General features: G+C 46.4%; 17 protein-coding genes. 6 read left to right on the top strand and 11 right to left on the bottom strand.

Features of this window, described 5'->3' with window-relative positions; all coding sequences use genetic code 11:
- Positions 1 to 4: 4 nt before the first annotated feature.
- Entirely contained in the window at positions 5 to 892 is an 888-nt protein-coding gene (locus QMY49_RS20150; RefSeq protein ID WP_045486129.1) for a TIM barrel protein, read from the bottom strand.
- Between the two features lie 180 nt (positions 893 to 1,072).
- Between QMY49_RS20150 and QMY49_RS20145 the strand changes: the two genes are divergently transcribed.
- The 4 genes from QMY49_RS20145 (at position 1,073) to QMY49_RS20130 (ending at position 4,300) form a co-directional block, all read left to right on the top strand.
- On the top strand, positions 1,073 to 2,278 hold the full coding sequence (locus QMY49_RS20145; protein WP_283316392.1) for an acetyl-CoA C-acetyltransferase: 1,206 nt from the start codon (positions 1,073 to 1,075) through the stop codon (positions 2,276 to 2,278).
- A gap of 27 nt (positions 2,279 to 2,305) precedes the next feature.
- Positions 2,306 to 2,959 carry a CoA transferase subunit A gene (locus tag QMY49_RS20140; RefSeq protein ID WP_283316757.1) on the top strand — a complete coding sequence of 218 codons (654 nt, stop codon included), beginning with the start codon at positions 2,306 to 2,308 and terminating at the stop codon, positions 2,957 to 2,959.
- Positions 2,959 to 3,636, top strand: coding sequence for a 3-oxoacid CoA-transferase subunit B (locus QMY49_RS20135; protein ID WP_047514364.1), 678 nt, complete (start codon positions 2,959 to 2,961; stop codon positions 3,634 to 3,636). Before QMY49_RS20140 ends, QMY49_RS20135 begins: the two co-directional genes overlap by 1 nt.
- Before the next feature lie 169 nt (positions 3,637 to 3,805).
- The gene (locus tag QMY49_RS20130) at positions 3,806 to 4,300 is read left to right on the top strand and encodes a hypothetical protein (RefSeq protein WP_009698044.1); all 495 of its coding nucleotides are present in this window, start codon (positions 3,806 to 3,808) and stop codon (positions 4,298 to 4,300) included.
- Positions 4,301 to 4,353: 53 nt separating this feature from the next.
- Here QMY49_RS20130 and pdxY read toward each other — a convergent pair whose 3' ends face one another.
- The 6 genes from pdxY to QMY49_RS20100 form a co-directional block, all read right to left on the bottom strand.
- Positions 4,354 to 5,217, bottom strand: a complete 864-nt coding sequence (gene pdxY / locus QMY49_RS20125) for a pyridoxal kinase PdxY (RefSeq protein WP_005447374.1) — start codon at positions 5,215 to 5,217, stop codon at positions 4,354 to 4,356.
- Between the two features lie 107 nt (positions 5,218 to 5,324).
- Entirely contained in the window at positions 5,325 to 5,507 is a 183-nt protein-coding gene (locus tag QMY49_RS20120; RefSeq protein WP_005447373.1) for an AbrB/MazE/SpoVT family DNA-binding domain-containing protein, read from the bottom strand.
- A 146-nt stretch (positions 5,508 to 5,653) separates the two neighbouring features.
- The gene (gene potE / locus QMY49_RS20115; RefSeq protein WP_005447372.1) at positions 5,654 to 6,964 is read right to left on the bottom strand and encodes a putrescine-ornithine antiporter; all 1,311 of its coding nucleotides are present in this window, start codon (positions 6,962 to 6,964) and stop codon (positions 5,654 to 5,656) included.
- A 65-nt stretch (positions 6,965 to 7,029) separates the two neighbouring features.
- Positions 7,030 to 9,210: an ornithine decarboxylase SpeF gene (gene speF / locus QMY49_RS20110; RefSeq protein WP_005429232.1), complete on the bottom strand. Its 2,181-nt coding sequence runs from the start codon at positions 9,208 to 9,210 to the stop codon at positions 7,030 to 7,032.
- 710 nt (positions 9,211 to 9,920) lie between these two features.
- Positions 9,921 to 10,367, bottom strand: a complete 447-nt coding sequence (locus tag QMY49_RS20105) for a helix-turn-helix domain-containing protein (protein WP_005447369.1) — start codon at positions 10,365 to 10,367, stop codon at positions 9,921 to 9,923.
- A 496-nt stretch (positions 10,368 to 10,863) separates the two neighbouring features.
- Complete coding sequence (locus QMY49_RS20100) at positions 10,864 to 12,069, bottom strand: tetratricopeptide repeat protein (RefSeq protein ID WP_033008366.1); 1,206 nt, start codon at positions 12,067 to 12,069, stop codon at positions 10,864 to 10,866.
- Positions 12,070 to 12,582: 513 nt separating this feature from the next.
- On the opposite strand from QMY49_RS20100, the gene pulA reads away from it, so the two are divergent.
- Positions 12,583 to 16,572, top strand: coding sequence for a pullulanase-type alpha-1,6-glucosidase (gene pulA, locus QMY49_RS20095; RefSeq protein ID WP_009697267.1), 3,990 nt, complete (start codon positions 12,583 to 12,585; stop codon positions 16,570 to 16,572).
- Positions 16,573 to 16,695: 123 nt separating this feature from the next.
- Here the strand turns inward: pulA and QMY49_RS20090 are convergent, their stop codons facing one another.
- Together QMY49_RS20090 and QMY49_RS20085 are read right to left on the bottom strand one after the other, a co-directional pair.
- Positions 16,696 to 17,829 carry a glycerate kinase gene (locus QMY49_RS20090; protein WP_172581176.1) on the bottom strand — a complete coding sequence of 378 codons (1,134 nt, stop codon included), beginning with the start codon at positions 17,827 to 17,829 and terminating at the stop codon, positions 16,696 to 16,698.
- Between the two features lie 149 nt (positions 17,830 to 17,978).
- Positions 17,979 to 19,115 carry a sugar diacid recognition domain-containing protein gene (locus QMY49_RS20085; protein WP_050925708.1) on the bottom strand — a complete coding sequence of 379 codons (1,137 nt, stop codon included), beginning with the start codon at positions 19,113 to 19,115 and terminating at the stop codon, positions 17,979 to 17,981.
- 532 nt (positions 19,116 to 19,647) lie between these two features.
- Here QMY49_RS20085 and QMY49_RS20080 point away from each other — a divergent pair.
- Positions 19,648 to 19,821: a hypothetical protein gene (locus QMY49_RS20080; RefSeq protein WP_005428284.1), complete on the top strand. Its 174-nt coding sequence runs from the start codon at positions 19,648 to 19,650 to the stop codon at positions 19,819 to 19,821.
- A gap of 38 nt (positions 19,822 to 19,859) precedes the next feature.
- On the opposite strand, the gene QMY49_RS20075 is transcribed toward QMY49_RS20080, so the two are convergent.
- Together QMY49_RS20075 and QMY49_RS20070 are read right to left on the bottom strand one after the other, a co-directional pair.
- A complete protein-coding gene (locus QMY49_RS20075) occupies positions 19,860 to 21,548 on the bottom strand; it encodes an amidohydrolase (protein ID WP_283316384.1) in 1,689 nt (562 codons plus the stop codon).
- 79 nt (positions 21,549 to 21,627) lie between these two features.
- Positions 21,628 to 21,999: a hypothetical protein gene (locus tag QMY49_RS20070; RefSeq protein WP_050907999.1), complete on the bottom strand. Its 372-nt coding sequence runs from the start codon at positions 21,997 to 21,999 to the stop codon at positions 21,628 to 21,630.
- Positions 22,000 to 22,222 lie beyond the last annotated feature (223 nt).

Here is a 22,222-nt window from a genome sequence, read left to right as displayed (position 1 = left end):
CGAATCACGCCACAATCTGAGCGAGATAATCGCGACTGCGTTTTAAATCACGCGAAACCTGACTCACGTCTGCGGTGCCGTGCTCATGCTCGACCACGATCCAACCTTGATAGTCGGCTGCTTTAAGTGCACTCATCACTTGTTGCAGCTTGATATCGCCATCCCCTAAGGGAGTGATCAATCCTTTACTATAGGCGTCAACCCATTCCAACTTATCACGGATAGCTAGTCTCAATTTGTCCGTCGAGATATCTTTAACATGAATATGCTCGATGCGTGATCCGTACTGACGAATGATCCCTAGCGGATCCATCCCATCTAAAAACACATGCCCGATATCGATACATAATCCCAGTTTGGTCCCGGGAATCTGACTCATGACAAAATCGATCTCATCTTTATAACTGATGTAGCCGCCAATGCCCGGATGAAGCAAACAGCGCAAACCATATTGGCTTGCCACGCGAATAATTCGCTCAAGGTTAACAATCATGGTCCGTTTATTTTCCATATTCAGACGCGGTGCAGTGACGCTTTGTCCGATATAGCCATAACGTTCCGTATGAATGCCTTCCATGATCAGTAAATTCTTTACGCCCAGCGAATCTAAACGCTGACAGACGGTGTCGACTTCTTCCAAAATGGCAGACATGTTTGCAGAGTCGCAAAATGGCACTTGTACCTTGCCAGCGCACACCTGCAGTCCACGTACACGAAACGCACTTTTCACCAGTTCAGGATCTTCAGGGAAGAAGCCATCCGGTCCTAATTCAATACCACGAAAGCCACTGTCACTTGCATCCATTAACACCTTTCCCCAGCTTGGATTGGTCGCATGAGATGCCTCTTCCACTCCCCAGCAACATGGGGCGCAAGCAATACGATCAAGCATGTGTTTTTCTCCTAAGTTGATTTCTTTTCACCTTAAGATTGGTAGGGGTAAAAGTTCGTGATTTGCGCCTCGTTTGTACTTTGCATTTTCGCAAAGCGGCTTTGAATTCCTGGCTATATCGCGACCACATCGCACTCCCTACACTGGTTATGACAGAACGATTACGGAGTAAACAGCGGTATGGAACGAATCTTTATTGTGGCGGCAAAGCGCACCCCAATTGGCAGCTTTAATGGCTCATTAGCGTCATTGTCTAGTGTTGAACTGGGCGCTCATGCCATCAAGGCAGCCTTGGAGCAAGTGGACATTGCCCCAGAACAAATCGATGAAGTGATTGTTGGCAACGTACTTACTGGAGGCGTAGGCATGGGACCGGGTCGCCAAGCCGCAATGAAGGCAGGCATTCCAGAGTCCGTTCCGGCTTACACACTCAATATGATTTGTGGCAGTGGGATGAAAGTCATCATGGACGGTGCAAGCCATATTCGAGCGGGCGACGTAGAGCTAGTGCTTACTTGTGGTATGGAGAGTATGTCCAACGCACCATACATCTCTTCCGGTCAGATTCGTCGCGGTTATCGCATGGGTCATCAACTCCAAGAAGACAGCATCATCAAAGATGGTTTGACAGATGCCTTCCACAATTACCACATGGGTGTTACGGCAGAAAACATCGCCAAGCAATTCCAAATCAGCCGAGAAGACCAAGATGCCTTTGCCTTACAAAGCCAACGTAAAGCGATCTGCGCGATAGAAAATGGTCACTTTGAAGCAGAAATTGCGCCAATTACGATAGTGGATCGCAAGCGCCAATTCGAAGTAAAGAACGATGAATATCCGAAAGCCGACAGCACCTTTGAAGGTCTACAAGCACTGCGTCCTGCATTCGATAAAGAAGGCAGTGTTACCGCAGGCAATGCATCCGGTATTAATGATGGTGCATCCGCAATTTTGCTCGCTTCAGAAAGTGCCGTAAAACGCCATAACCTCAAGCCAATAGCTGAACTCATCGAATACGGACAAGGTGCTATCGCCCCAGAGGTGATGGGCTTAGGTCCAGTGTCTGCGATTGCCAATACCTTAGCCAAAGCCGAAATGGCGATTGAAGATATCGACGTTTTTGAGCTTAACGAAGCCTTTGCTGCGCAAGCACTTGGCGTGGTTCGTTCCCTTACCGAGCAACACAATATCGATGAAGCGTGGCTGCTAGAACGCAGTAACTTAAGTGGCGGTGCCATTGCACTTGGTCACCCAATCGGCGCATCAGGTAACCGCATTGTGACCACCTTGGTTTATCAACTGCAGCGCACTCGCCGTGATTACGGTTTGGCATCACTGTGCATCGGCGGTGGCATGGGCACGGCGTTAATTTTGAAACGTTGTTAGAAGGAGCCTCTCATGAACACGAAAAACATGAAAAAAGCAGCCACTACAGGGCAAATTGAAAGCCTATTGCACGACGGCATGACCATCATGATTGGCGGCTTTATGGCAACAGGCGCACCAGAACGTTTAATTGATTTGTTGATCAAAAAAGACGTCAAAAACATTACCTTAATCAGCACCGACACAGGCTCACCGGGTCGAGGTTCTAGTCGACTTATCGCGGAAAAACGCGTGAAGAAACTGTATGCCTCGCACATCGGCACTAACCCCGAAACGGGCAAACAAATGAATGAAGGCACACTTGAAGTGGAGCTTGTTCCTCAAGGTACATTGGCAGAGCGCATTCGCAGTGCTGGCGCAGGTTTGGGTGGCGTACTAACACCAACAGGACTTGGCACCATCGTCGCAGAGAACAAACGTGTGATTGAAATTGACGGCAAACAATATCTCTTGGAAATGCCACTGAAGGCCGATTTAGCACTGATTCGTGGATCTAAAGTTGACCGTCGTGGCAACGTTTTCTATAGCAAAACCACTCAGAACTTTAACCCTTTAATGGCAACTGCGGCGGAAACCGTGGTGGTGGAACCAGAGCAGATTGTGGAATTGGGCGATATTGAGCCTGAAGCCGTGCATACCCCAAGTTTGTACGTCGATTACATCTTAGTGGAGGACAACTAATGACTGCACAATTAGATAAAGAAGTCGTTCGCCGCCGCATTGCATGGCGCGTTGCTCAAGAGATGAGAGATGGCGACATCGTTAACCTTGGTATAGGCTTGCCAACGCTGGTTGCTAATGAAGTAGACAAAGACGTGGAACTGCTTCTGCAAGCTGAAAACGGTCTGCTGGGTATTGATAAGTTGGCTTCAGAAGGGGAACTCGACGCAGATTTGGTTAATGCTGGCGGACAAAACATCACCGCCATAGCAGGCTCTTGCTACTTTAATAGCGCGGACTCTTTTGCCATCATTCGCGGTGGTCACGTGGATTCAACCGTGCTCGGAGCACTGCAAGTGGATGAACGTGGCAATCTTGCCAACTGGATCATTCCGGGCAAAATGGTGCCTGGAATGGGCGGCGCAATGGATCTTGTGGTCGGCGCAAAGAAAGTTATTGTCGCCATGGAACACACGGTGAAAGGCAATCCAAAACTGCTTAAGCATTGCACTTTACCGCTGACCGCTGTGGGTCAGGTAGATTTGATTGTCACTGAAATGGGCGTGTTCAAAATCACCGATAAAGGCATGATGTTAACCGAACTCGCACCGGAGTTTTCCGTTGAAGAGGTACAAACGGCGACAGAAGCCCAACTGATTGTATCACCTAGCCTTATTCCCATGCCGACACCAAACTAATCCAAAAATCAAGAGGAGCACTATTCTCCTCTTTTCATACTTTGATCGTACTTCAAGTTTCTGTCAGGTTTTTCTGAAACACGCTATTTGCCCTTAAATTTTCGAAAATCGATGCGTAGAATCCCGCTTAGTTACGCATATGGTTGAGTTGTACATAGGGTAAAAACCAATGAGATTGTTGTCTGGATTCTCAGCAAAAGAGTGGCTGTTGACCGCCGTGGTACTCGGAGGGTTAACCATAGCCACAGTCCATTATTCTAACCAACGTACTTCTGCTGCCCGTAGTGCTGCAATCCAAGTTCTGTTCGCTGACATGCAGTATTACGTCTCGCTCCTACACAACAATGCAAAAGCGTTTAAGCAGGACCGAGGCGCAAACCAGTGCGTCCTGACAGCTCTTGGCTATCAAGATTTCTACAACGGTTATCCAGAGACTCAGAGTGAGTGTGGTGAGCAAGTTGGATTTTTCGACAATCTGACCATCACTGATGAGATGAAACAAGCAGACTTGGTCTTTATCGAAAACAATCGTTATTCAATTGTCGGTTACGGCAGTGACGAATCACCAGAGGCACTGATGGCAAATCAGTGTTACGCCTACTATCGAATGGACAGCAAAGGCGTTGATGGACACAGCTTTAGAATTGACACCACTGGCTGTTAATGAAGATCAAAAAAGGGAGCACTGTGCTCCCTCTTTCCTACCAATGATAAGACTTAACTTAATGTCACTTCTTCCAATGGGAAGTGCTTGCTCGGCTCAACGAACTCTTGTTGTGCTGCGATGGTTTGCAGTTCCCATTCGCCCGCTTGGTAAGTCGCATTAAGTACGCCGTAACACGCGTCGTGGCAGTGTTGGAAGGCTTGTTTTGGCGTCCAACCTTTCAGCAAGCCAGCGGTAAAAATCGCCGAGATCAAATCACCTGCACCGACGGGGGCTTTAGCAAATTCAAAATGAGGGCGCTTCGCTAAATAAGTGCCTTCTTGCGTCGCAAGTAACATATTGAAGCTATCGTCAGACAAACAGTAAAGGTGTTTCACCAACACCACTTTAGGACCTTTTGCTAGTGCACGCTGACAAGCGTTGATCGCATCATCCAGCGTATGAATTTCCATCTCTGCAAATTGGCTTAACTCGAACTGGTTAGGCACGATCACATCTGCCATTGGCATCAGACGGTTTAACAAGTTTTCTGCAATACCCGGCGCCACAATACAGCCTTTATCTGGCGCGCCCATCACTGGGTCACACACATAAAGTGCGTCTGGGTTTGCTTGTTTTACTTTGGAGACGGTTTCTTCAACTGCCAGACATTGCTCAGCACTGCCTTGATAGCCAGTCAGAACGGCTTGGCACTTTTCTAGTGCACCAATGTTGCCAAGACCACGAACCAGTTCGCTGATGTCATCAGCCGAGAACGCACGCCCCGTCCAGCCTTCTTGATACTGGGTGTGGTTAGAGAATTGAACCGTGTGAATAGGCCACACTTCAAAGCCCATGCGTTGCATTGGGAAAACGGCACTGCTGTTACCAGCGTGACCAAAAGAAACATGAGATTGTATAGAGAGGATACCTTGCATAGTACCAGACCTCTTCTTGTTGTTATCAATAGTTCAAAGACAGCGGCGAGCGCCAGATTTGCGAAACCAGTAGTGTATCCGACAAACCAAGATTCTCTAACTCAATTCTAGCCTTCTTCGCTCGAATCGATTGGAGAGCTGGTTTTCAGTACCATTTTCTTAATTTCCATTTTGTCTTTATTGAGCGCAATTTCGAGGGTGTCCCCTTCCCTTATCCCGAGCTCAGTCAGGATCACGCTTGGAATGACTACGACGGTATCGTCACCGATTTTAACAGGTTGGCTAATCATCTTTCGTCCCCCAATTGTCGAAAATGAGTTTTCACGTTATGAGTGGTGTTGTGTCCTCAACTTACCTAGTGTTTCAAATCAAAAGGTTATGGATAAAAGCAAAAGAGCCCTCCACACCGCGTATGGGAAGGCTCGATTGAAAAAACTTAGTTCACGAGAGGTTCGTGTTTGGAAGCGATCAGACCGTACGCACTCCAACCTAGGAAGGTAACGATAGAGCCCCACATCATGGCTTCGTAGCCAGAACCGTACAACGCATAGAAGCTGTACAGAGAACCAATCAGAGCGATGATGTTCGTTGTCTTCATCTCGCGCTCAGGCACGTGCGCCACTTGCTGCATGATGAAGATTGCGCCCATACATAGAATGTAAGGAATGACGTTCGTCACTACCGCCAGATTAACCAGCGCTTCAAATTGCTCGTTCAATGTTGGCGAGATAGTCATTAAAGAAAGCACCGATTGGATAACCGTGATAGCAACCATGCCTTTGATTGGTGTACCGCGTTTATCAACTTGTGAGAACAGTTTCGGGAAGAAGCCTGCGTCTGAAGATGATTTGAATACGGACGCGATAGTGAACTGCCAACCCAGTAGTGAACCTGCACAAGCAAGTACTGCCATGCCCGCAACCACTTTACCCGCCGTAGAACCTAGCATCACTGTCCATACTGTTGAGAATGGCGCTGTAGAAGCAGCAAGTTCAGAGTTCGCTACGATACCAGAACAGATGTTGGTTGAAACAATGTAAACCACTGCAGCAATCAGCGTACCGCCCAATACTGCGATTGGTACGTTCTTCTCTGGGTTTTCTACCGCTTCTGAGTTCGCACAAGCCGATTCAAGACCTAGGAATGCCCAAAGTGTCATTGCGATCGACGCGCTAACCGCTTCACCAAATGGTAGGTGGTGTGGGTTCCATGCTTCTACATACATGGTTGGGCTGAAGTAGAACCAACCAACAATACCCAAAGAACACACAGGAAGGATAACGCCCCAGACCGTAAACGAGCCGATTTGACCAGTGATCTTCGCACCACCAAAGTTAGCGAAGGTACAAATCCAAAGGATAGCGATGGTGTACAGACAGGTTTCGACTGGCGACAAGGTCACTTCGAAGAAAGCCGAGCCATAACCGACACAGGTAATCGCAATCGCGATGTTGGCAATCAACAGTGACAAGCCGTAGGTCCAACCCGCCATAAACGCACCCGATTTACCAAACGCGTACGACGCATAGCCGTTCATACCACCATCACGTTTACTAAAGCGACCACACTTTGCAAATACATAGGCAAGAGCCAATGAACCCGCCGCAGTAATCAGCCAAGATAGAATCGAAATCGTGCCCACTTGCGCCAGCTTACTTGGCAGCATAATGATGCCCGAGCCAGCCATGTTAATGAATGTCAGAATGGTTAGCTGCACCACCGACATTTTTTTGGTTTCAGTACTCATAAATTATTCTCCACGAATAAACGGTTCGCACCGCGACAACCAAGTCACGATGCGAACGGGGTAGATTAATCTTTAAGGGCGTAGCAATGGGCGGTGGTGCGACCATTGACGTCTTCTAGGTACACACCTTGAATCTCTGGTGCGAAGCCTGGGAATCGGTTGATGCCTTCTTCTAGAGATAAGAAGTAATCGACCACTTGTTGAGTCCAGATTTCGCCCGTGATCACACAGATAATGCCTGGAGGGTAAGGAAGCGCACCTTCTGCTGCGACACGACCTACCGCTTCTTTCAGAGGCAAGTAATCACACTCGCCGCGGAAGTATTTGCGTGTTGCCACATCTGGTTTGTGCACCATAGTTGGGAAGTATTCGCTACGGAACATCGCTTTTTGTAGCTGTTTCACGTTCAGCTCTTTGTACATGTCATGCATTTCCTGACATAGCTGACGGATGGTGTAGCCGCGGTAGCGTTCTTTGTTCGCTTCGTAAACGCGAGGAAGCACGATGTTTAGCGGCGCATCATCACGAATAAATTTCTCGAAGCGGTTAATTTGCGCCACAAGATGACGGATCTTACCCATGTCCTCTGCTGGAGTGAGAAGGAACAAGATAGAGTTCAAGTCACACTTCTCAGGGATGATGCCGTTCTCACGTAGGAAGTTAGCCAATAACGTTGCAGGAATACCAAAGTCTGCGTAGCTACCATCTTCAGCAATACCTGCTGTAGTGAGCAGCAATTTACATGGGTCAACGAAGTACTGACCTTCGCCGTAGCCTTCAAATTTATGCCAGCTTGCGTCTGGCTCGAACATGAAGAACTTCTTATTGGTTGCGATAAGATCGGTGTCGTAACTGCCCCATGGTTGACCATCCACTTGGTCAGGAATGAACGGACGAATCAGCTCACAACTTTTCAGGATTTCTTTACGTGCTTCGATACCAGTCTTAACCGCATCACGCCATAGGCGTAGACCCGCTTCACCATCGTGGATCTTCGCGTTCACATCCAATGCTGAGAACAGCGCGTAGAATGGTGAAGTTGACGCGTGCATCATAAACGCGTTGTTGAAGCGTTTGTGGTTACAGTAGCGAGCCTGACCTTTGATGTGGTGGTCTTTTTTGTGGATCTGCGAGGTTTGAGAGAAGCCAGCTTGTTGCTTGTGAACAGACTGAGTCACAATCACACCCGCATCTTCTGGTTTCAGATCCAGTAGCAGTGGAGAACAGTCTTTCATCATAGGAATGAACTGCTCGTAGCCCACCCATGCCGAGTCAAATAGGATGTAGTCACATAGATGACCAATCTTATCCATCACGTAACGTGCGTTGTAGATGGTACCGTCGTAAGTACCCAATTGGATGATCGCAAGACGGAATGGACGCTCATCACGAGCACGCTCTGGTGACACTTTCGCAATTTGAGCACGGATGTATTCTTCATCAAAACAGTGCTCATCCATACCACCGATAAAGCCCCAAGGGTTACGTGCCGTTTCTAGGTAAACTGGCATACCGCCCGCTTGGATCAATGCACCGTGGTGGTTTGATTTGTGGTTGTTACGGTCAAACATCACCAAGTCACCTTCGGTCACTAACGCGTTACAAACCACTTTGTTTGAAGCCGAAGTGCCGTTAAGTACGAAGTAGGTTTTGTCTGAGTTGAACACTTTTGCTGCGTGTGCTTGAGCTTGGTGAGCAGAACCTTCGTGGATCAGCAAGTCACCTAAATCAACGTCCGCGTTACACAAGTCACTACGGAATAGGTTTTCACCAAAGAAATCGTAGAACTGTTTACCTGCTGGGTGTTTTTTGAAGAACTGACCGCCTTGGTGTCCTGGACAGTCGAATGCAGAGTTGCCCATTTCCACGTAGTGAGTCAATTGTTTGAAGAAAGGTGGAAGTAGGCGACATTCGTATTTGGTGACAGCCTCATTGATTTGGCGACCGTAGTATTCGATTGACTGTCTTTCCAAATCGATAACGCCGGTTAACCATACGTAATCTTCTGCTGAAACTGGGTTTTCATCTGTGACCAAGAAAACCGGAATGCCATAACCTGTTTCAGAAATAATTTTGTGTAGACCAGCCTTAATATCTGCAGAAGTAATAATTGCAGCGCCAACGTCAGTTAATTCGACGTGCTCAAGTGGTTTTAAAGTTCGGTTAAATTGCTCATCCAAAGATTCAGATAATAAACTGAAGTCTTCTGGCATGTAATTACTAACACCGATAATTAAACGTTTCATTTGAAATATCTCTTATTTGTTCTGTAAAGACGACAAGCACAGATATTACAAACGAAATTAATATTTAAAATTCAAAAAACAAATTTCGTGATTATTAGTTCATAATTAAAACTCTTATTTTCTCGAAATAAAATTTCGCGATCTTTATCACTTTCCTTTCGATAAGCCAATGATATTAGATTCTGGCTTAAATTGAATTTAGGTGAAGAATTATGTGACCTCACCAGTTATTATTAAAAAAGGAATCAAAAGAAAATAAAATTTTGCGATTTTCATCACTCTATATTTTACTAGATTGATTTAATAGCAAGAATAAACACAATAAATATTCCTATATTTAACAATTTATAAACTATATACCCAAGTAACTTCAAGATGCAGGGTTCAGAGCGTTGTCATTGATTCGAGAGCAAGGAAAACAACGCAGTGTAATAGCCAGCTCTTTCCAAGTTGTTTGACGCAGCAATCGGGTCAATGACACGCTCCCAAAGGGCGAGCTGCCTTGGCTTGTATACTTTGTTACCGATTCTTGATTTAGACCCACTAAACCTTTAAATCGCCGCCGCGTCTACAAACCAAGTCAGTCTCGCTGAACCTAGCATATCGAGGTTACTTGGGTATAAACAAAAAGCCATCAACATTTCTGCTGATGGCTTTTTACTTTATTGTTTTACTTTGGTGGTTTTACTTTGATAGCAGCGAGAGCCAGTTTAATCAAACAAATGGCTATCGAGCCTCACGCCATTATTTGACCACAATTGATACCGTTTCACCGCGATTCCTGACGAGTACATGGTGTGCTTACAGTCCATACATTCCACAAAGTACAGACCACTCATGCCAGCCATAACATGTAACCTTCGACTGTCACAGCGCTTACAAGACAAGCGCTGCACCTTACTGTTTACATCCACACGACGGGCGAAGTTCAGCGTTTCATGCGAGCTTAGAGCCTCAACAGCGCTGTCTTTAAACGGGTGCTCACTGAGCAAGTGGTTGATGGCATAATCATACACCGGAGGAATCGATGTTTTGCCATTCTCTATATTGGTTATCTTAGCAACGGAAACTCCCAACAAAGATGCAAATTCCACTTTGCTGTATTCCAAGATAAACCTTGAAGAGATGAACTTATCTGCACTAATGATTCTCAACATACACAAATCTCTAATAGACATAAAAAGAGCGTGAGTTTGCCCCTTTATGTTGAAAAGGATAATAACAGGTTGCTTCTTACTGTATTTATACGCAGAGTGTGCGCTATTTTATTTTTGGGTATATTGCGCTCAATTAAGTTAAAGATCAATAGAGATAATAGAAAACCGAAAATAGAAATTAAGATTTAGTAATATAAAACTTAATAGCTAATATTAGTTAAAGTAATGAATCTAGATAGATCAACACAAATTAAGCTAACAAATTATTTTCATAGCCGTTTTATTGGCTAATCAATAATATTGGATTGGAGCTTAATTCGTGTATTTCCAACAAGGGGGGATTTCCCTCTATTTGTCGATTTATATAACGATAGGTGATTAAGTGATGGATTTCTGTTGAAAAATTGCATAAAGATCACTCACCTCTTTATACCTAAGAGATGCTTGGGTATATGCACTTGATGGAATTTCTTATAACACGGGCAATAAAAAAGCCTCACGAATGAGGCTTGTTGAGATTCTGTGGCTGTAAGAAGTTCTGAGTAAAGTCGAGCACTTCTTTTGATGGTTGCTTAGGTGGAGAAGCAAACTCTTGCTGTGGTGGAACCTCAGCATCAAAGTTCAGCTCTGGTGCGCCATCAAGCAAACTTTCTTCTTCATGATGTTCTTCACTCAGCAACTCATTGAGTTCATCTTGATCTGGGAAGTAAGGTTCACGTTTGTAGACCTTGTTTAACGCACGAATGATAGAGTGCTTTTTGACGAAACCAGATGCGAGCTTCCTCTGCAGCGGTTTAGCGATAGATTGCAGCCCCACTACAACATCCACGCCGATGTTGCTTGCGACTTCATCACGAACGGCACGTGCTGGCTCGTAGCCCATGTTCGCGGATAAAAACAGCCAAATATAAGCAATCGCATTGCCTGTTTTACCGGTATCTTTCCACGCTTCTCCCGCGTGAAACATTGCCTCTGCGCTGCCACTCTCCGCCGCTCTTTCAAGCCAATAACACGCTTTCACCATGCTTTTATCAGTGCCAGTGCCTCTTAGATAACACAAACCCACTTGGATTTTACCTTCAGCACTGTCTTGCTCAGCAGCTTTCATAAACCAGAACAAAGCATCAGCACTACGCCCTGCCGTATTCTCCGGTGATAACTGCCATTCCCCCATATACAACATGGCAGGAATACAACCCTCATCTGCTGCCATTTCGATGAGTTGATGCCCTTTGGGAATATTCTTCTCGGTACCACGTCCAGACAAAAGCGCCTTACCCGTTGCAAATTTCGCGTCGATATCACCTTCCATACCGGCAATCGCAGTACGCCAAAAATTCGCTTGCTCTCTTAAGATAACATCTTCACGCATTCGCTCAGCCAAACGCACCACACCATACATGCCGGTGACGTTATCCAGTTTGGCGGCCTTGTCGTACCAATACAGGGCGCGCTTAAGATTGTCTCGCTCTGATTCTTTCGCTAAATAGAGAATTGTCGGAATATGACCGGTCTCCGCCTTAAACTCACGCTCTTTACGTTCTTGTTCGCGCGCTTTTTGCATCGCCTTGCGATACGCCACTTCACGCGCTTTCCTCTCTGCCTCTAGACGTTGCTTACGCATCGACAACGAGATCATCCAAACAAATATCAGGATGAGTGAAAGGCCAGTTGCTGTAATAGCAATGCCCATACTACTCATAAACCGCCTCTTTTTAGGTCAGTGCTCACCGAGACTTTCCGCGCTTGGGAAAATCTGCAAAATTCTAACTCGGGGTATAATTGCGCCATCTTTGGCGTACTCCGCTCTATTATATAACGACCATGTAGGTAAAATCTGAAGTTTACTGGTCGAGTATGGCGAATTTTTATTCGATATCACCGCAACTTATTTTTAATTAAAAAATAACACCCCTAATTTTATAGAAATGAGTCACAGTTTTGGGGCTTAGACATTCTCCGCCCCTATCATCCCCCCTTTCTCCTCCTATAAAAATTTACATCTTTAGGCTGTGCTGAATATCTCACTATGAGACCGTTTTATTATTTAATTTGTGAACAAAATCTACTGTGACAGAAAATTTTTACTTGTAAAAAACTTAACTGCCTGCTCTCACATTTTGCTGATAGTTCAGTGTATTAGCATCTTGTTGAACATTTCCTTTTCGGCATTTTGCCAATCTATTATCAATTCAATAACAATGGATTTGTAAACGTGGACAATAAAACATTTAAATTATCAGCGATTGCTAAAACCGTACTGCCGCTCCTTTCTGTGGCAGTCATCAGCGGTTGTGGCAGTGATAGCACAAGCGATGACACAACGAACCCTGGCTCTGGTCTACACCCTGCGGGAGAGAACGAAGTTGTCATCTATTACAAACGCGATGTCGCAGCTGCATCATCAGCAAGCGATTACGAAGGTTGGGGTCTACACCTTTGGAATGGCGAAGGCTGTACAAGTACCGATCTTGAAGAAATGGGGCTCCCAGAGGGCGGCACGGACTGGGGGTCACCTCGCCCATTCGACGGCATCAGTGACACTTACGGTGCTTACTACGTTCTGAAAGTGAACCCAGACGCATCTGACCCACACAACTGTATGAACTTCATCCTACACAAAGGCGATGAGAAGGCATTCGGCAGTGCAAACTCAAAAGTTGAGCTGACTAAGCTAGGTGAATCGAAAGGTTTGTTCGGCTTCCACGGCAGCAGCGAGCTTTACTACGAACCAATCGAAGAGCGTCCTGTCGAAATTGACGGTCAAAAAGCGCATTGGCTAGATGCTAATACCATCGCTTGGGAAGCGGCGGCGAATGCAGACTCAATGAAGCTTTACTACAGCTTGACTAACGACATCAAGATGGATGAAGACAAGCAAATCACTGGTGGTACAGCAGTTGAGCTGACGAAAGCAGGCGAATTGTCTGAAGCACTGAAAAAACGTTTCCGTCACCTTTCTAGCCTACAAGCAGCAGGTATCGATGTTGATGCTGACGTACTTCACACCATTCTAAAATCGCAAATCGTCATGGTGGCTTACAACGCAGATGGCGATGTTATTTCTGCAACTGAAGTACAAAAACCAGGCGTACTTGATGCCGTATTTGCTAACAAAGATGCAGGTAACGCAATCGGTCAGGAACTTGGCGCAATTGTTGATGGCAACGCAGCAACATTCAAGCTTTGGGCACCAACAGCGCAAGACGTTGACCTGATCATCTACGATGCAGATTTGAAAGAACAAGCAACCGTTGCGATGACAGAAGATCCAGCTACAGGTATCTGGGCATCAGAAGCGCAAAGCGACGTATTAAACAAATACTACCGTTACCAAGTTAAGGTTTACCACCCAACAACAGGCGTTGTAGAAACCCGCCTTGTTACTGACCCATACTCGCTAAGCTTGTCTCAAAACTCTCTGTACTCACAAGTTGTAGACCTAGACAGCGATAGCTTGAAACCTCAAGGTTGGAATGATTACAAACGTCCTGAACTTGCTAAAGACGAAGACCACGTACTGTACGAGTCGCACCTACGTGATTTCAGCTTTAGCGATACCAAAGGGACCAAAGCATACAATGGTAAGTACCTTGCTCTGACAGAAGCGGATCGTGAATCGGTTTCACACCTTCAAGCTTTGAAAGACGCAGGTCTCACTACGCTTCACATTCTGCCAGCATTCGATATCGCTACCGTCGATGAAAACGAAGCAAACCGCGTAGATATTACTGACACGGTTGGCAAACTCTGTGACATTAAACCAGCCGCTTCTGTTTGTGGTACAGAAAACGAAAGTAAAGTTATTGAAGATGTCCTAAACAGCTACGATCCAACAACGGGTTCAGCTCAGGCTCTGATGAATGACCTACGTATGCTAGACAGCTTCAACTGGGGCTATGACCCATTCCATTACACAGTGCCTGAAGGCAGCTACGCGACCGATCCTAATGGTTCTAAGCGTATTGTTGAATTCCGTGAAATGGTTCAAGCAACACACAAAATGAAGCTAAAACTTATCATGGACGTGGTGTACAACCACACTAACGCATCTGGCGTAAATGATAAGTCGGTTCTGGATAAGATTGTCCCTGGATACTACCACCGCTTGAACGTAAACACGGGTGGCGTAGAGAACTCAACTTGTTGTGATAACACAGCAACAGAGAACCTAATGATGGGTAAACTGATGGTTGACTCATTGTTAGTATGGGCAGACGACTACAAAGTGGATGGTTTCCGTTTTGACTTGATGGGTCACCAGCCAAAAGACGTGATGGTTTACGCGCTAGAGCAAGTACGTAAAGTTGACCCTAACACACTATTCTACGGCGAAGGTTGGGACTTTGGTGAAGTGGCACAAAACGCTCGCTTCGACCAAGCGACGCAAGTCAACATGGCTGGCACAGAGATCGGTACTTTCTCGGACCGTCTACGTGATGCAGTTCGTGGCGGCAGCCCATTCGATGGCGGTAAAGACTCAGAAGGTAACCACCCACTTCGCTTCAACCAAGGTTTTGGTAACGCGGCATACGCTAACGAAGAAACGAAGACAGACGCTGATTCAGTAAACGGTCGTCTACACAACCAAGATCTTGTTCGCCTAGGTATGGCGGGTAACTTGGCTGAATTCGTTCTTCTTGATTACAAGGGCGACACTAAACTTGGTAAGAACGTAGACTACAACGGTGCACCTGCGGGCTACACTAAGATGCCATCAGAGAACATCTCTTACGTATCTAAGCACGATAACCAAACGCTTTGGGACAACAACGCTTACAAGATTGCTACAGGCACCCCTTCTGCTGAACGCGCTCGTATGCAAAACGTGTCTCTATCTACGGTAATGTTGGGGCAAGGTATTCCATTCATTCACATGGGTTCTGAGCTGCTACGTTCGAAATCGATGCAGCGTGACTCTTACGATTCTGGTGACTGGTTCAACCGTGTGTTCTTCAACGGTACGGACAACAACTGGAACGTCGGTCTACCTCGTCAAGATAAAGATGGCGCAAACTGGGAGCTTATCCAGAAGATCGTTGGTGACAGTTCTGCGAAACCAAGTGCTGAAGATATCGAGCTAACTAAGAAGCAATTCCTAGAACTACTGAAAATCCGCAGCTCTAGCGAACTGTTCCGCTTAGATACTGCACAAGAAGTAATGAACCGCGTCGATTTCCGTAACGTAGGCAAAGACCAAGTAGAAGGCTTGATCGTTATGTCTATCGATGACGGTAAATCAGCAGGTAAAGACCTAGACACCAACTACGATGCCGTTGTGGCAGTGGTGAACTCAACGTCTAAAGAGCAATCTTTCACAGTGAAAGGTGCAACAGGTTTCGAACTGCATGAGATTCAGAAGAACTCAGCAGACGACATCGTAAAAGGTGCAAGCTTCGCGGGTGAGACGTTCACAGTTCCTGCGCTAACAACAGCGGTATTTGTACAGCCTCAGGGCGGTGCACAAGGCGACGGTCTACCGGTTAACAAAGACAACAAAGACGTATCAAGCATTCCTCCTTACGGCGAAACTGTGGTTTACGTGAAGGGTTCGATGAACGGTTGGTCTGATAGCAGCGATTGGGCAATGACCTTTATCGGCAATGGCTTGTACTCAGTAACAGGTGTACTTGAAGCTGGTGAGCACGAGTTCAAGTTTGCAGATTCAGGTTGGTCAAATCCAAACATCGGTTGTGATGCAGCAACCCAAGCAAGTGACTCTTTAGACCTAGGTGCAGCGGGCAACTGTAAGCTATCAGTGGCTGAAACTGGCAAATACAACTTCACTCTAAACGCACTGAATGTTCAAGATGAAAGCGTAGAAAAACCAGTAATTTCAGTAACGAAAGCAGCAGATGCGCCAACGTTTGGTGACACGTCACTGTTCTTACGCGGCACTATCACCACTTGGGATACGCCAGCTGAAGACTCTAGCGCTAAATTCTCTTACGTAGCCGCTGATGTTTACTCACTAGACATCGCTCTAGCAGCAGGCAGCTACGAAATGAAGATCGCAAGCGCAGACTGGGCTGATGCGACCAACTTTGGTGGTGACGGCAGCGTGGAGCTAGGTAAAGCGGTCACCATGAATGCCGGTGGCGGTAGCAAAAACCTTAAAATTACGATTGCTGAAGCAGGAAACTACAACTTCCACTTCAATGCGGCAGACAAGGCGGCACCAATCGTAACGGTAACTAAGAAGTAAAACAGTAGGCGCAATCATGTGCTAGCTTGGGGAGGGTAACACCTCCCCTTTTTTGTGCCTGTTTTCCGCAACGACGAAAACCACAAACCTCCACAGCTCATCGCTCCTAAACACAGCCGAGAGTTAGTGTGGCAACTGCCACAACCTCGCCACGTTTTCTGCCAAATTGGCTAGGTTTGTATCCGCTTCTTCCATCGCTTCAGGCAAGCTCATGGCGCGTGGCACACACACGAATACCGCATCAATGCCACATTTGTAGACTGCTTGGAAGTTATCACCTGTGCAGCCTGCTAGGGCAATCACTGGCAAACCATATTCTTTCGCCACTTTCGCCACACCCATTGGTGTTTTGCCATGCACGGTTTGATGGTCAATACGACCTTCACCAGTAAAGACAATATCAGCGTCTGCTACGTGCTCTGCGAGCTTTACGGTGTCTAGCACAATCTCGATACCCGGTTTCAGTCGTGCTGGCAGGTAACCAAGCAACGCCGCGCCCATACCACCGGCTGCACCTGCGCCTTTTTGAGTCAGAACGTGCTTGCCCGTCACTTGCTCTGTCAGTTCGCCGAATTTGTTGAGAGCGGAATCTAACAGCTCAACATCTGCTGACGTTGCGCCCTTTTGCGGACCAAAAATTGCTGATGCGCCTTTCTCTCCACACAATGGGTTATCAACATCACACGCCACCAACACCTCACAATCAGCTAAGCGAGCGTCGAGACCTGATACGTCAATGCTTGCTAGCTCAATCAAACCGCCACCGTTGGGGGTGATTGGCTGACCAGCACTGTCAAGAAACTTAACACCTAACGCCGCCAGCATACCCGTACCGCCGTCATTGGTTGCGCTACCTCCTAAGCCGATGATCAAACGTTGAATACCGCGATCAAGCGCATTCGAAATTAACTGACCAGTACCAAAGCTGCTGGTGTTTTTCGGGTCACGAAGATCACTTGGCACAAGATGCAAACCACTTGCCTCGGCCATCTCAATCACTGCGGTTTCGCCATCCCCCAGAATACCGTAAAACGCCTTCACATCATTACCGAGCGGACCTTTTACGGTCACGAAAACCTGCTCCCCCTCAGTCGCATCAATCAAAGATTGAACTGTACCTTCGCCGCCGTCAGCAACAGGTAGCGTGACAAACTCTGCACTTTGCCAAACACGAGACAAACCCACCTTGATCGCCTCACTCACTTGTTTAGCGGTCAAGCTCTCTTTAAACGAATCTGGGGCAATCACAACTTTCATTTCATTCTCCTGAAAACAGCGCGCTGCGAGGAACAATTCGCAACTCATCAATGTAGCTATTCTCACTCAAAAACTCGGCGCATTCTTTAGGCAAACAACCAAATCACACTGAGCTTATTTATTTAAATATTGTGCACCTGCACAATAAATCAACTTAACTTATTGAGATGACTGGCAATATAAAGCTCAACCAACCCCGTAAAATCATGCGTTGAAATGCCCGTCACTTCACTGATTTTATCTAGACGGTACCTCAATGTATTTCTATGAATAAACAATGCATTAGCGCAATCATTAGCGTTGCCATTGGCATGAAAATACGCCTCTAAGGTTTTCACTAACTGCCCAGATTTGTCTGCTGAAGCAAGAGAAGTCATCGCCTGAGCGAGTTGTTCACCTTGCCAAGATTCGGCTAACGGGGCGAGTAACACAGGTATGCGAAACTCAGAGAAGCTCAATGTGGTTTGTTCTGGATGAGAACGACGACCGACCGCAAGCACCTGCTTGGCACTTTGGTAGGAAAGAGGGAGTTGTTTTGCGCCATCAAAATATTGCCCAATCGCAAGGCGAACATCGTCAATCTGATTCGCAGTTAATCGGCGCTGAATGCGCTCAAGTACACTTTGGTCGCTGTTCGAGGTAGAGGAAGAACGCAAAGGCTTCAGAACGACAATTTCGTTCATCGACATGATCGCCACCAGCGGTTTATCTTCAGAACGATACAGTACGTCCACCACTTCACGTACCTTGCTCAAACTCACAGGAGCATTATCTGCAATAAGCTCAATCACCACGGCAACTCTTTGTGTTACTAAATCGATGCAAAGACGCTGAGCCCAATCGTGCAGATCTGAATCATTGAGTTGTTGGTTTAACCATGCTGATACAAACTCTTCTTGGTGGCGACGATCCCATTGCAACTGCTCCACCAGCGAAGCTTGCTCAATGGTCAGTTCCGCTGTCACCTTAACTAATTGAGCAAACGCTCGGATTTGCTCAGGTTTGCCAGTGACGCCCACCACACCAACCACTTCACCTTTAAAGTGCAGCAGCATATTGATGCCCGGTTTCACGCCTTGCAGGGATTGGCAACTTTGCTCATCCAACTCCAGCGAATCACCGTGGTTGAGCGCTAGCACCGCCCCATCGTGCTTTTGACCAATGCGCTCAGCTTCACCACTGCCAATAATAGTGCCTGCCGCGTTCATCACATTGATGTTGTGTCCAATGATCGACATAGTGCGATCGACGATTTGCTGCGCGAGTGTGTGGTCGAGAATCACCATTTCTGTTCCTAAAATCTCAACGATTGAGGCGTCAATAAATCACACTTTGTCTTCTATCGCCATGATATTGAACTGGAATCAACGCCAAAGTGAAATATCACCCAATTATACCCAAGTGACTTCAAGATGCAGGATTCAGAGCGTTGTCATTGATTCGAGAGTAAGGAAAACAACTTGGTAATAGCTAGCTCTTTCCAAGTTGTTTGACGCAGCCATTTGTTTGACTAAAAAAGCGAGTCAAAGACACGCTCCCAAAGGGCACTCTTTGCAAATAGTAAGGACCTTGGCTTGTATACTTTGTTGCCGATTCTTGATTTAGAATGACTAGATCTTTAAATCGGCGCCGCGTCTACAAACCAAGTCATTCTCGCTGAACCTAGCATCTTGAGGTTACTTGGGTATAACCTTAAATTATTTACGGCTATTAAGCCAAAAAGTCAGCCATCACTGCTTATACTTATAGTCGAGCCACCCAAGTTTTTGTACTTGGCGCGACTTGAACCGACAACCAAACAGTGACCGGAGGGAGACTATGGAACTGCGGAACAAGGCGGGCGACATTGCCAAAATTGCTGACAACCTCACCTTGAAAGAAATAACCGAAATGGGCTACACCGTCGATCTATGCGATGAAGCCTTTGATCCAGGCGAACATTGGAAAGCAGAAGGACAAACGCAAGGTATGGGCGAATACCCTGAAGAATAATCTATAGAACCTTTTAGCCGAGTGAATTATCGCTCGGCTTATTCATCATCAATTTGTTCATACACCACTTCCCCGCGCAGCACTGTCATGAGGACACGTGCTTGTGCTATGTCTTGTGCTTTCAATTGGGTAATATCTTGATCCAATACGGCAAAGTCTGCCGATTTCCCAACATCTATTGAGCCAATTTCCTTCTCTAAACCCAAGCTGTAAGCCGGATGAATTGTATATGCATCAATCGCAGCGGTAACGTTTGGCAAGCCAGTATCTCCCATCACCAAGCTGTTGGAGATGCCAACCAATGGGTTCAAATCATGCACATTCCAATCACTGCTTAACGTCACGTTAGCTTTAGTATTATAAAGCGCGCGCAGGTTCATTAAGGCTCTAGTTCGCTTAGCGCCTAAGAAGGCTTCTGCCCATTGATGTTCGTGATACGCCACATAATCGGAACCGACTTGAAAGTCTGCCGTAACGTCCAACTTGGCAAACCTTGGTACATCTTTGCTGTTCACCAGTTCCACATGCGTCAAAGTATAACGACGCTGGTTACCTTGGCTGCGCATTTTTTCAATCGCATTGAGTGATTCGCGAATGCCACCATCTCCGATAGCATGAATGTGCGCGCTGTAACCGAGTTTATCGAGCTTGTTTAGCCATTCAGGCATCACTTTTGGTGAGATGTAATTCAACCCATATGGTGAATCAGGCAAGTAAGTATCAAGATAAGGTGCAAGGGTTTTTGCGGTACCATTTATAAAGATGCCATCGCTGTACATTTTGACTTGGTTTACCAGTAACAAGCGAGAGGTGTCGTCGGACTGAATGCGTTTCAAATACGTCAGTTGAGAGTCCATGCTGTCGGTCGGATAGATCCATGGTCGTAAAGAAACACGAGCGGTCAAATCGCCTCGTTTTTCGCTCTCTTTCCATACTTCATACCAACCTCGCTTCCAGTACATTCGTCCATCACCAATTGTGGTAATGCCGTAGAGCGCAGCTTCTTCTAATCCGGTCAACAAGCCTTGGTAGCTCACAGCAAACTGCGAACTCATGCTGTTCCAAGCCAGCTCCATCACTAAATCACCCGCGTTATCGAGCAAGATGCCATTCAACTCGCCTGTATCCGGCTCTTTGAGAATGCGACCGCCTTGCGGATCGGACGTAGTTTTATCAATGTTCGCCGCTTTCAGCGCAGCCGAGTTAACCCACATCGAGTGAGAGGTTTGCTCCATTAACACCACAGGCGTATCAGGAAACACCTCATCGATCACTTCGAGAGGTGTGCGTTGGTTTTCTTCCGACAAAGTAGCATCAAGCGTAAAACCGTAGCCCATCAACCACTCGCCATCTTGGACAAACTCTTTGCAGTCTTGCAGTTGTGGGATTTGCTCATCCAACATTACGCCAGCTTGCAACAAGCACGTACCGCCTGCTTCGGAAGCTGCCTCAAACACATGGTTGTGGTTATCGACAAAGCCCGGTAACAAATAGGTATCGCTTAAATCCACCACTTCCGTGCCATCACCAACCCACGCTTGTGCCTTGGCTTTATCGCCAATAAAAGCAATCCGCCCGTCACGCACGGCGACAGCATCGGCTTGCGGATGACCATAAATACCAGCGTTGATGTACACCATGTCTGCCGTTTGCTCAGCAGCATTCGCCCATGCGCTAAATGCAGACAGCAACACAGCACCAAGAATCCGTCTATGAGGAGTTAACATGACACCTTCCGTTGTATTCGCTAACACATTGAGTATATGCAAACTGGTTTAGTTTGCTGTCGGTGCGGGTTAGGCGTCATTATTTCTGTGCGCTTGCTTGGATTTCCTCTACAAACAGACGCACCTCTTCTAGATAGTTGCCATTCGCACAGCCCCAGTCACTCACTTCGATAAATTCACGCGTTAACTGACCATTTTCATCATGAATGACGTTTTGGCGAAACAAGTTCCAACTTGCCGACTGCTTTGGATTGTTGGCATCCACATAACGCTCACCATAGCTTTCGATTAACTGGTTGTAGGCATTCTGACGCTGTTCTGCGTTTGCCGATTCACTCAGTATCACAGCGCAGTTTTTTTCGATGACCTGAACTCGGTCATTGGTTGGCAGCGTCGTTGAGCATCCTGCTAATGTTAGACCCATTAGACCCATTGTTATTCTTGTTTTCATTATTGTTTTCCTTACCTTTAGCACCACTGCGAAAGACCGAATTTTATAAACTGCGCTCCACGATTTCTAATCAAAAACGGAAAAACTTTGTGACTGACGTCTGCACATGTAAAAAGTGCGGTAAATTACTGTTTACAAGCCATAAAGAAGACAAATGGATTTCGCATTCCTTTCTGCTATTCAGACGTGCCATAATCAACGACGATAAAAACCTCAATAAAGC

The organism is Vibrio harveyi (assembly GCF_030060435.1).
Lineage (GTDB): Bacteria > Pseudomonadota > Gammaproteobacteria > Enterobacterales > Vibrionaceae > Vibrio > Vibrio harveyi.
Note: the sequence above shows the minus strand (reverse complement) of the source record. Positions and strands in the feature narration are given on the sequence as shown.

Bases quoted from the DNA above. Each gene is read 5' to 3' on its own strand.
- QMY49_RS20150 (WP_045486129.1), bottom strand. From the start codon at position 892: ATGCTTGATCGTATTGCTTGCGCCCCATGTTGCTGGGGAGTGGAAGAG.
- QMY49_RS20145 (WP_283316392.1), top strand. From the start codon at position 1,073: ATGGAACGAATCTTTATTGTGGCGGCAAAGCGCACCCCAATTGGCAGC.
- QMY49_RS20140 (WP_283316757.1), top strand. From the start codon at position 2,306: ATGAAAAAAGCAGCCACTACAGGGCAAATTGAAAGCCTATTGCACGAC.
- QMY49_RS20135 (WP_047514364.1), top strand. From the start codon at position 2,959: ATGACTGCACAATTAGATAAAGAAGTCGTTCGCCGCCGCATTGCATGG.
- QMY49_RS20130 (WP_009698044.1), top strand. From the start codon at position 3,806: ATGAGATTGTTGTCTGGATTCTCAGCAAAAGAGTGGCTGTTGACCGCC.
- pdxY (WP_005447374.1), bottom strand. From the start codon at position 5,217: ATGCAAGGTATCCTCTCTATACAATCTCATGTTTCTTTTGGTCACGCT.
- QMY49_RS20120 (WP_005447373.1), bottom strand. From the start codon at position 5,507: ATGATTAGCCAACCTGTTAAAATCGGTGACGATACCGTCGTAGTCATT.
- potE (WP_005447372.1), bottom strand. From the start codon at position 6,964: ATGAGTACTGAAACCAAAAAAATGTCGGTGGTGCAGCTAACCATTCTG.
- speF (WP_005429232.1), bottom strand. From the start codon at position 9,210: ATGAAACGTTTAATTATCGGTGTTAGTAATTACATGCCAGAAGACTTC.
- QMY49_RS20105 (WP_005447369.1), bottom strand. From the start codon at position 10,367: ATGTTGAGAATCATTAGTGCAGATAAGTTCATCTCTTCAAGGTTTATC.
- QMY49_RS20100 (WP_033008366.1), bottom strand. From the start codon at position 12,069: ATGAGTAGTATGGGCATTGCTATTACAGCAACTGGCCTTTCACTCATC.
- QMY49_RS20090 (WP_172581176.1), bottom strand. From the start codon at position 17,829: ATGAAAGTTGTGATTGCCCCAGATTCGTTTAAAGAGAGCTTGACCGCT.
- QMY49_RS20085 (WP_050925708.1), bottom strand. From the start codon at position 19,115: ATGGTGATTCTCGACCACACACTCGCGCAGCAAATCGTCGATCGCACT.
- QMY49_RS20080 (WP_005428284.1), top strand. From the start codon at position 19,648: ATGGAACTGCGGAACAAGGCGGGCGACATTGCCAAAATTGCTGACAAC.
- QMY49_RS20075 (WP_283316384.1), bottom strand. From the start codon at position 21,548: ATGTTAACTCCTCATAGACGGATTCTTGGTGCTGTGTTGCTGTCTGCA.
- QMY49_RS20070 (WP_050907999.1), bottom strand. From the start codon at position 21,999: ATGAAAACAAGAATAACAATGGGTCTAATGGGTCTAACATTAGCAGGA.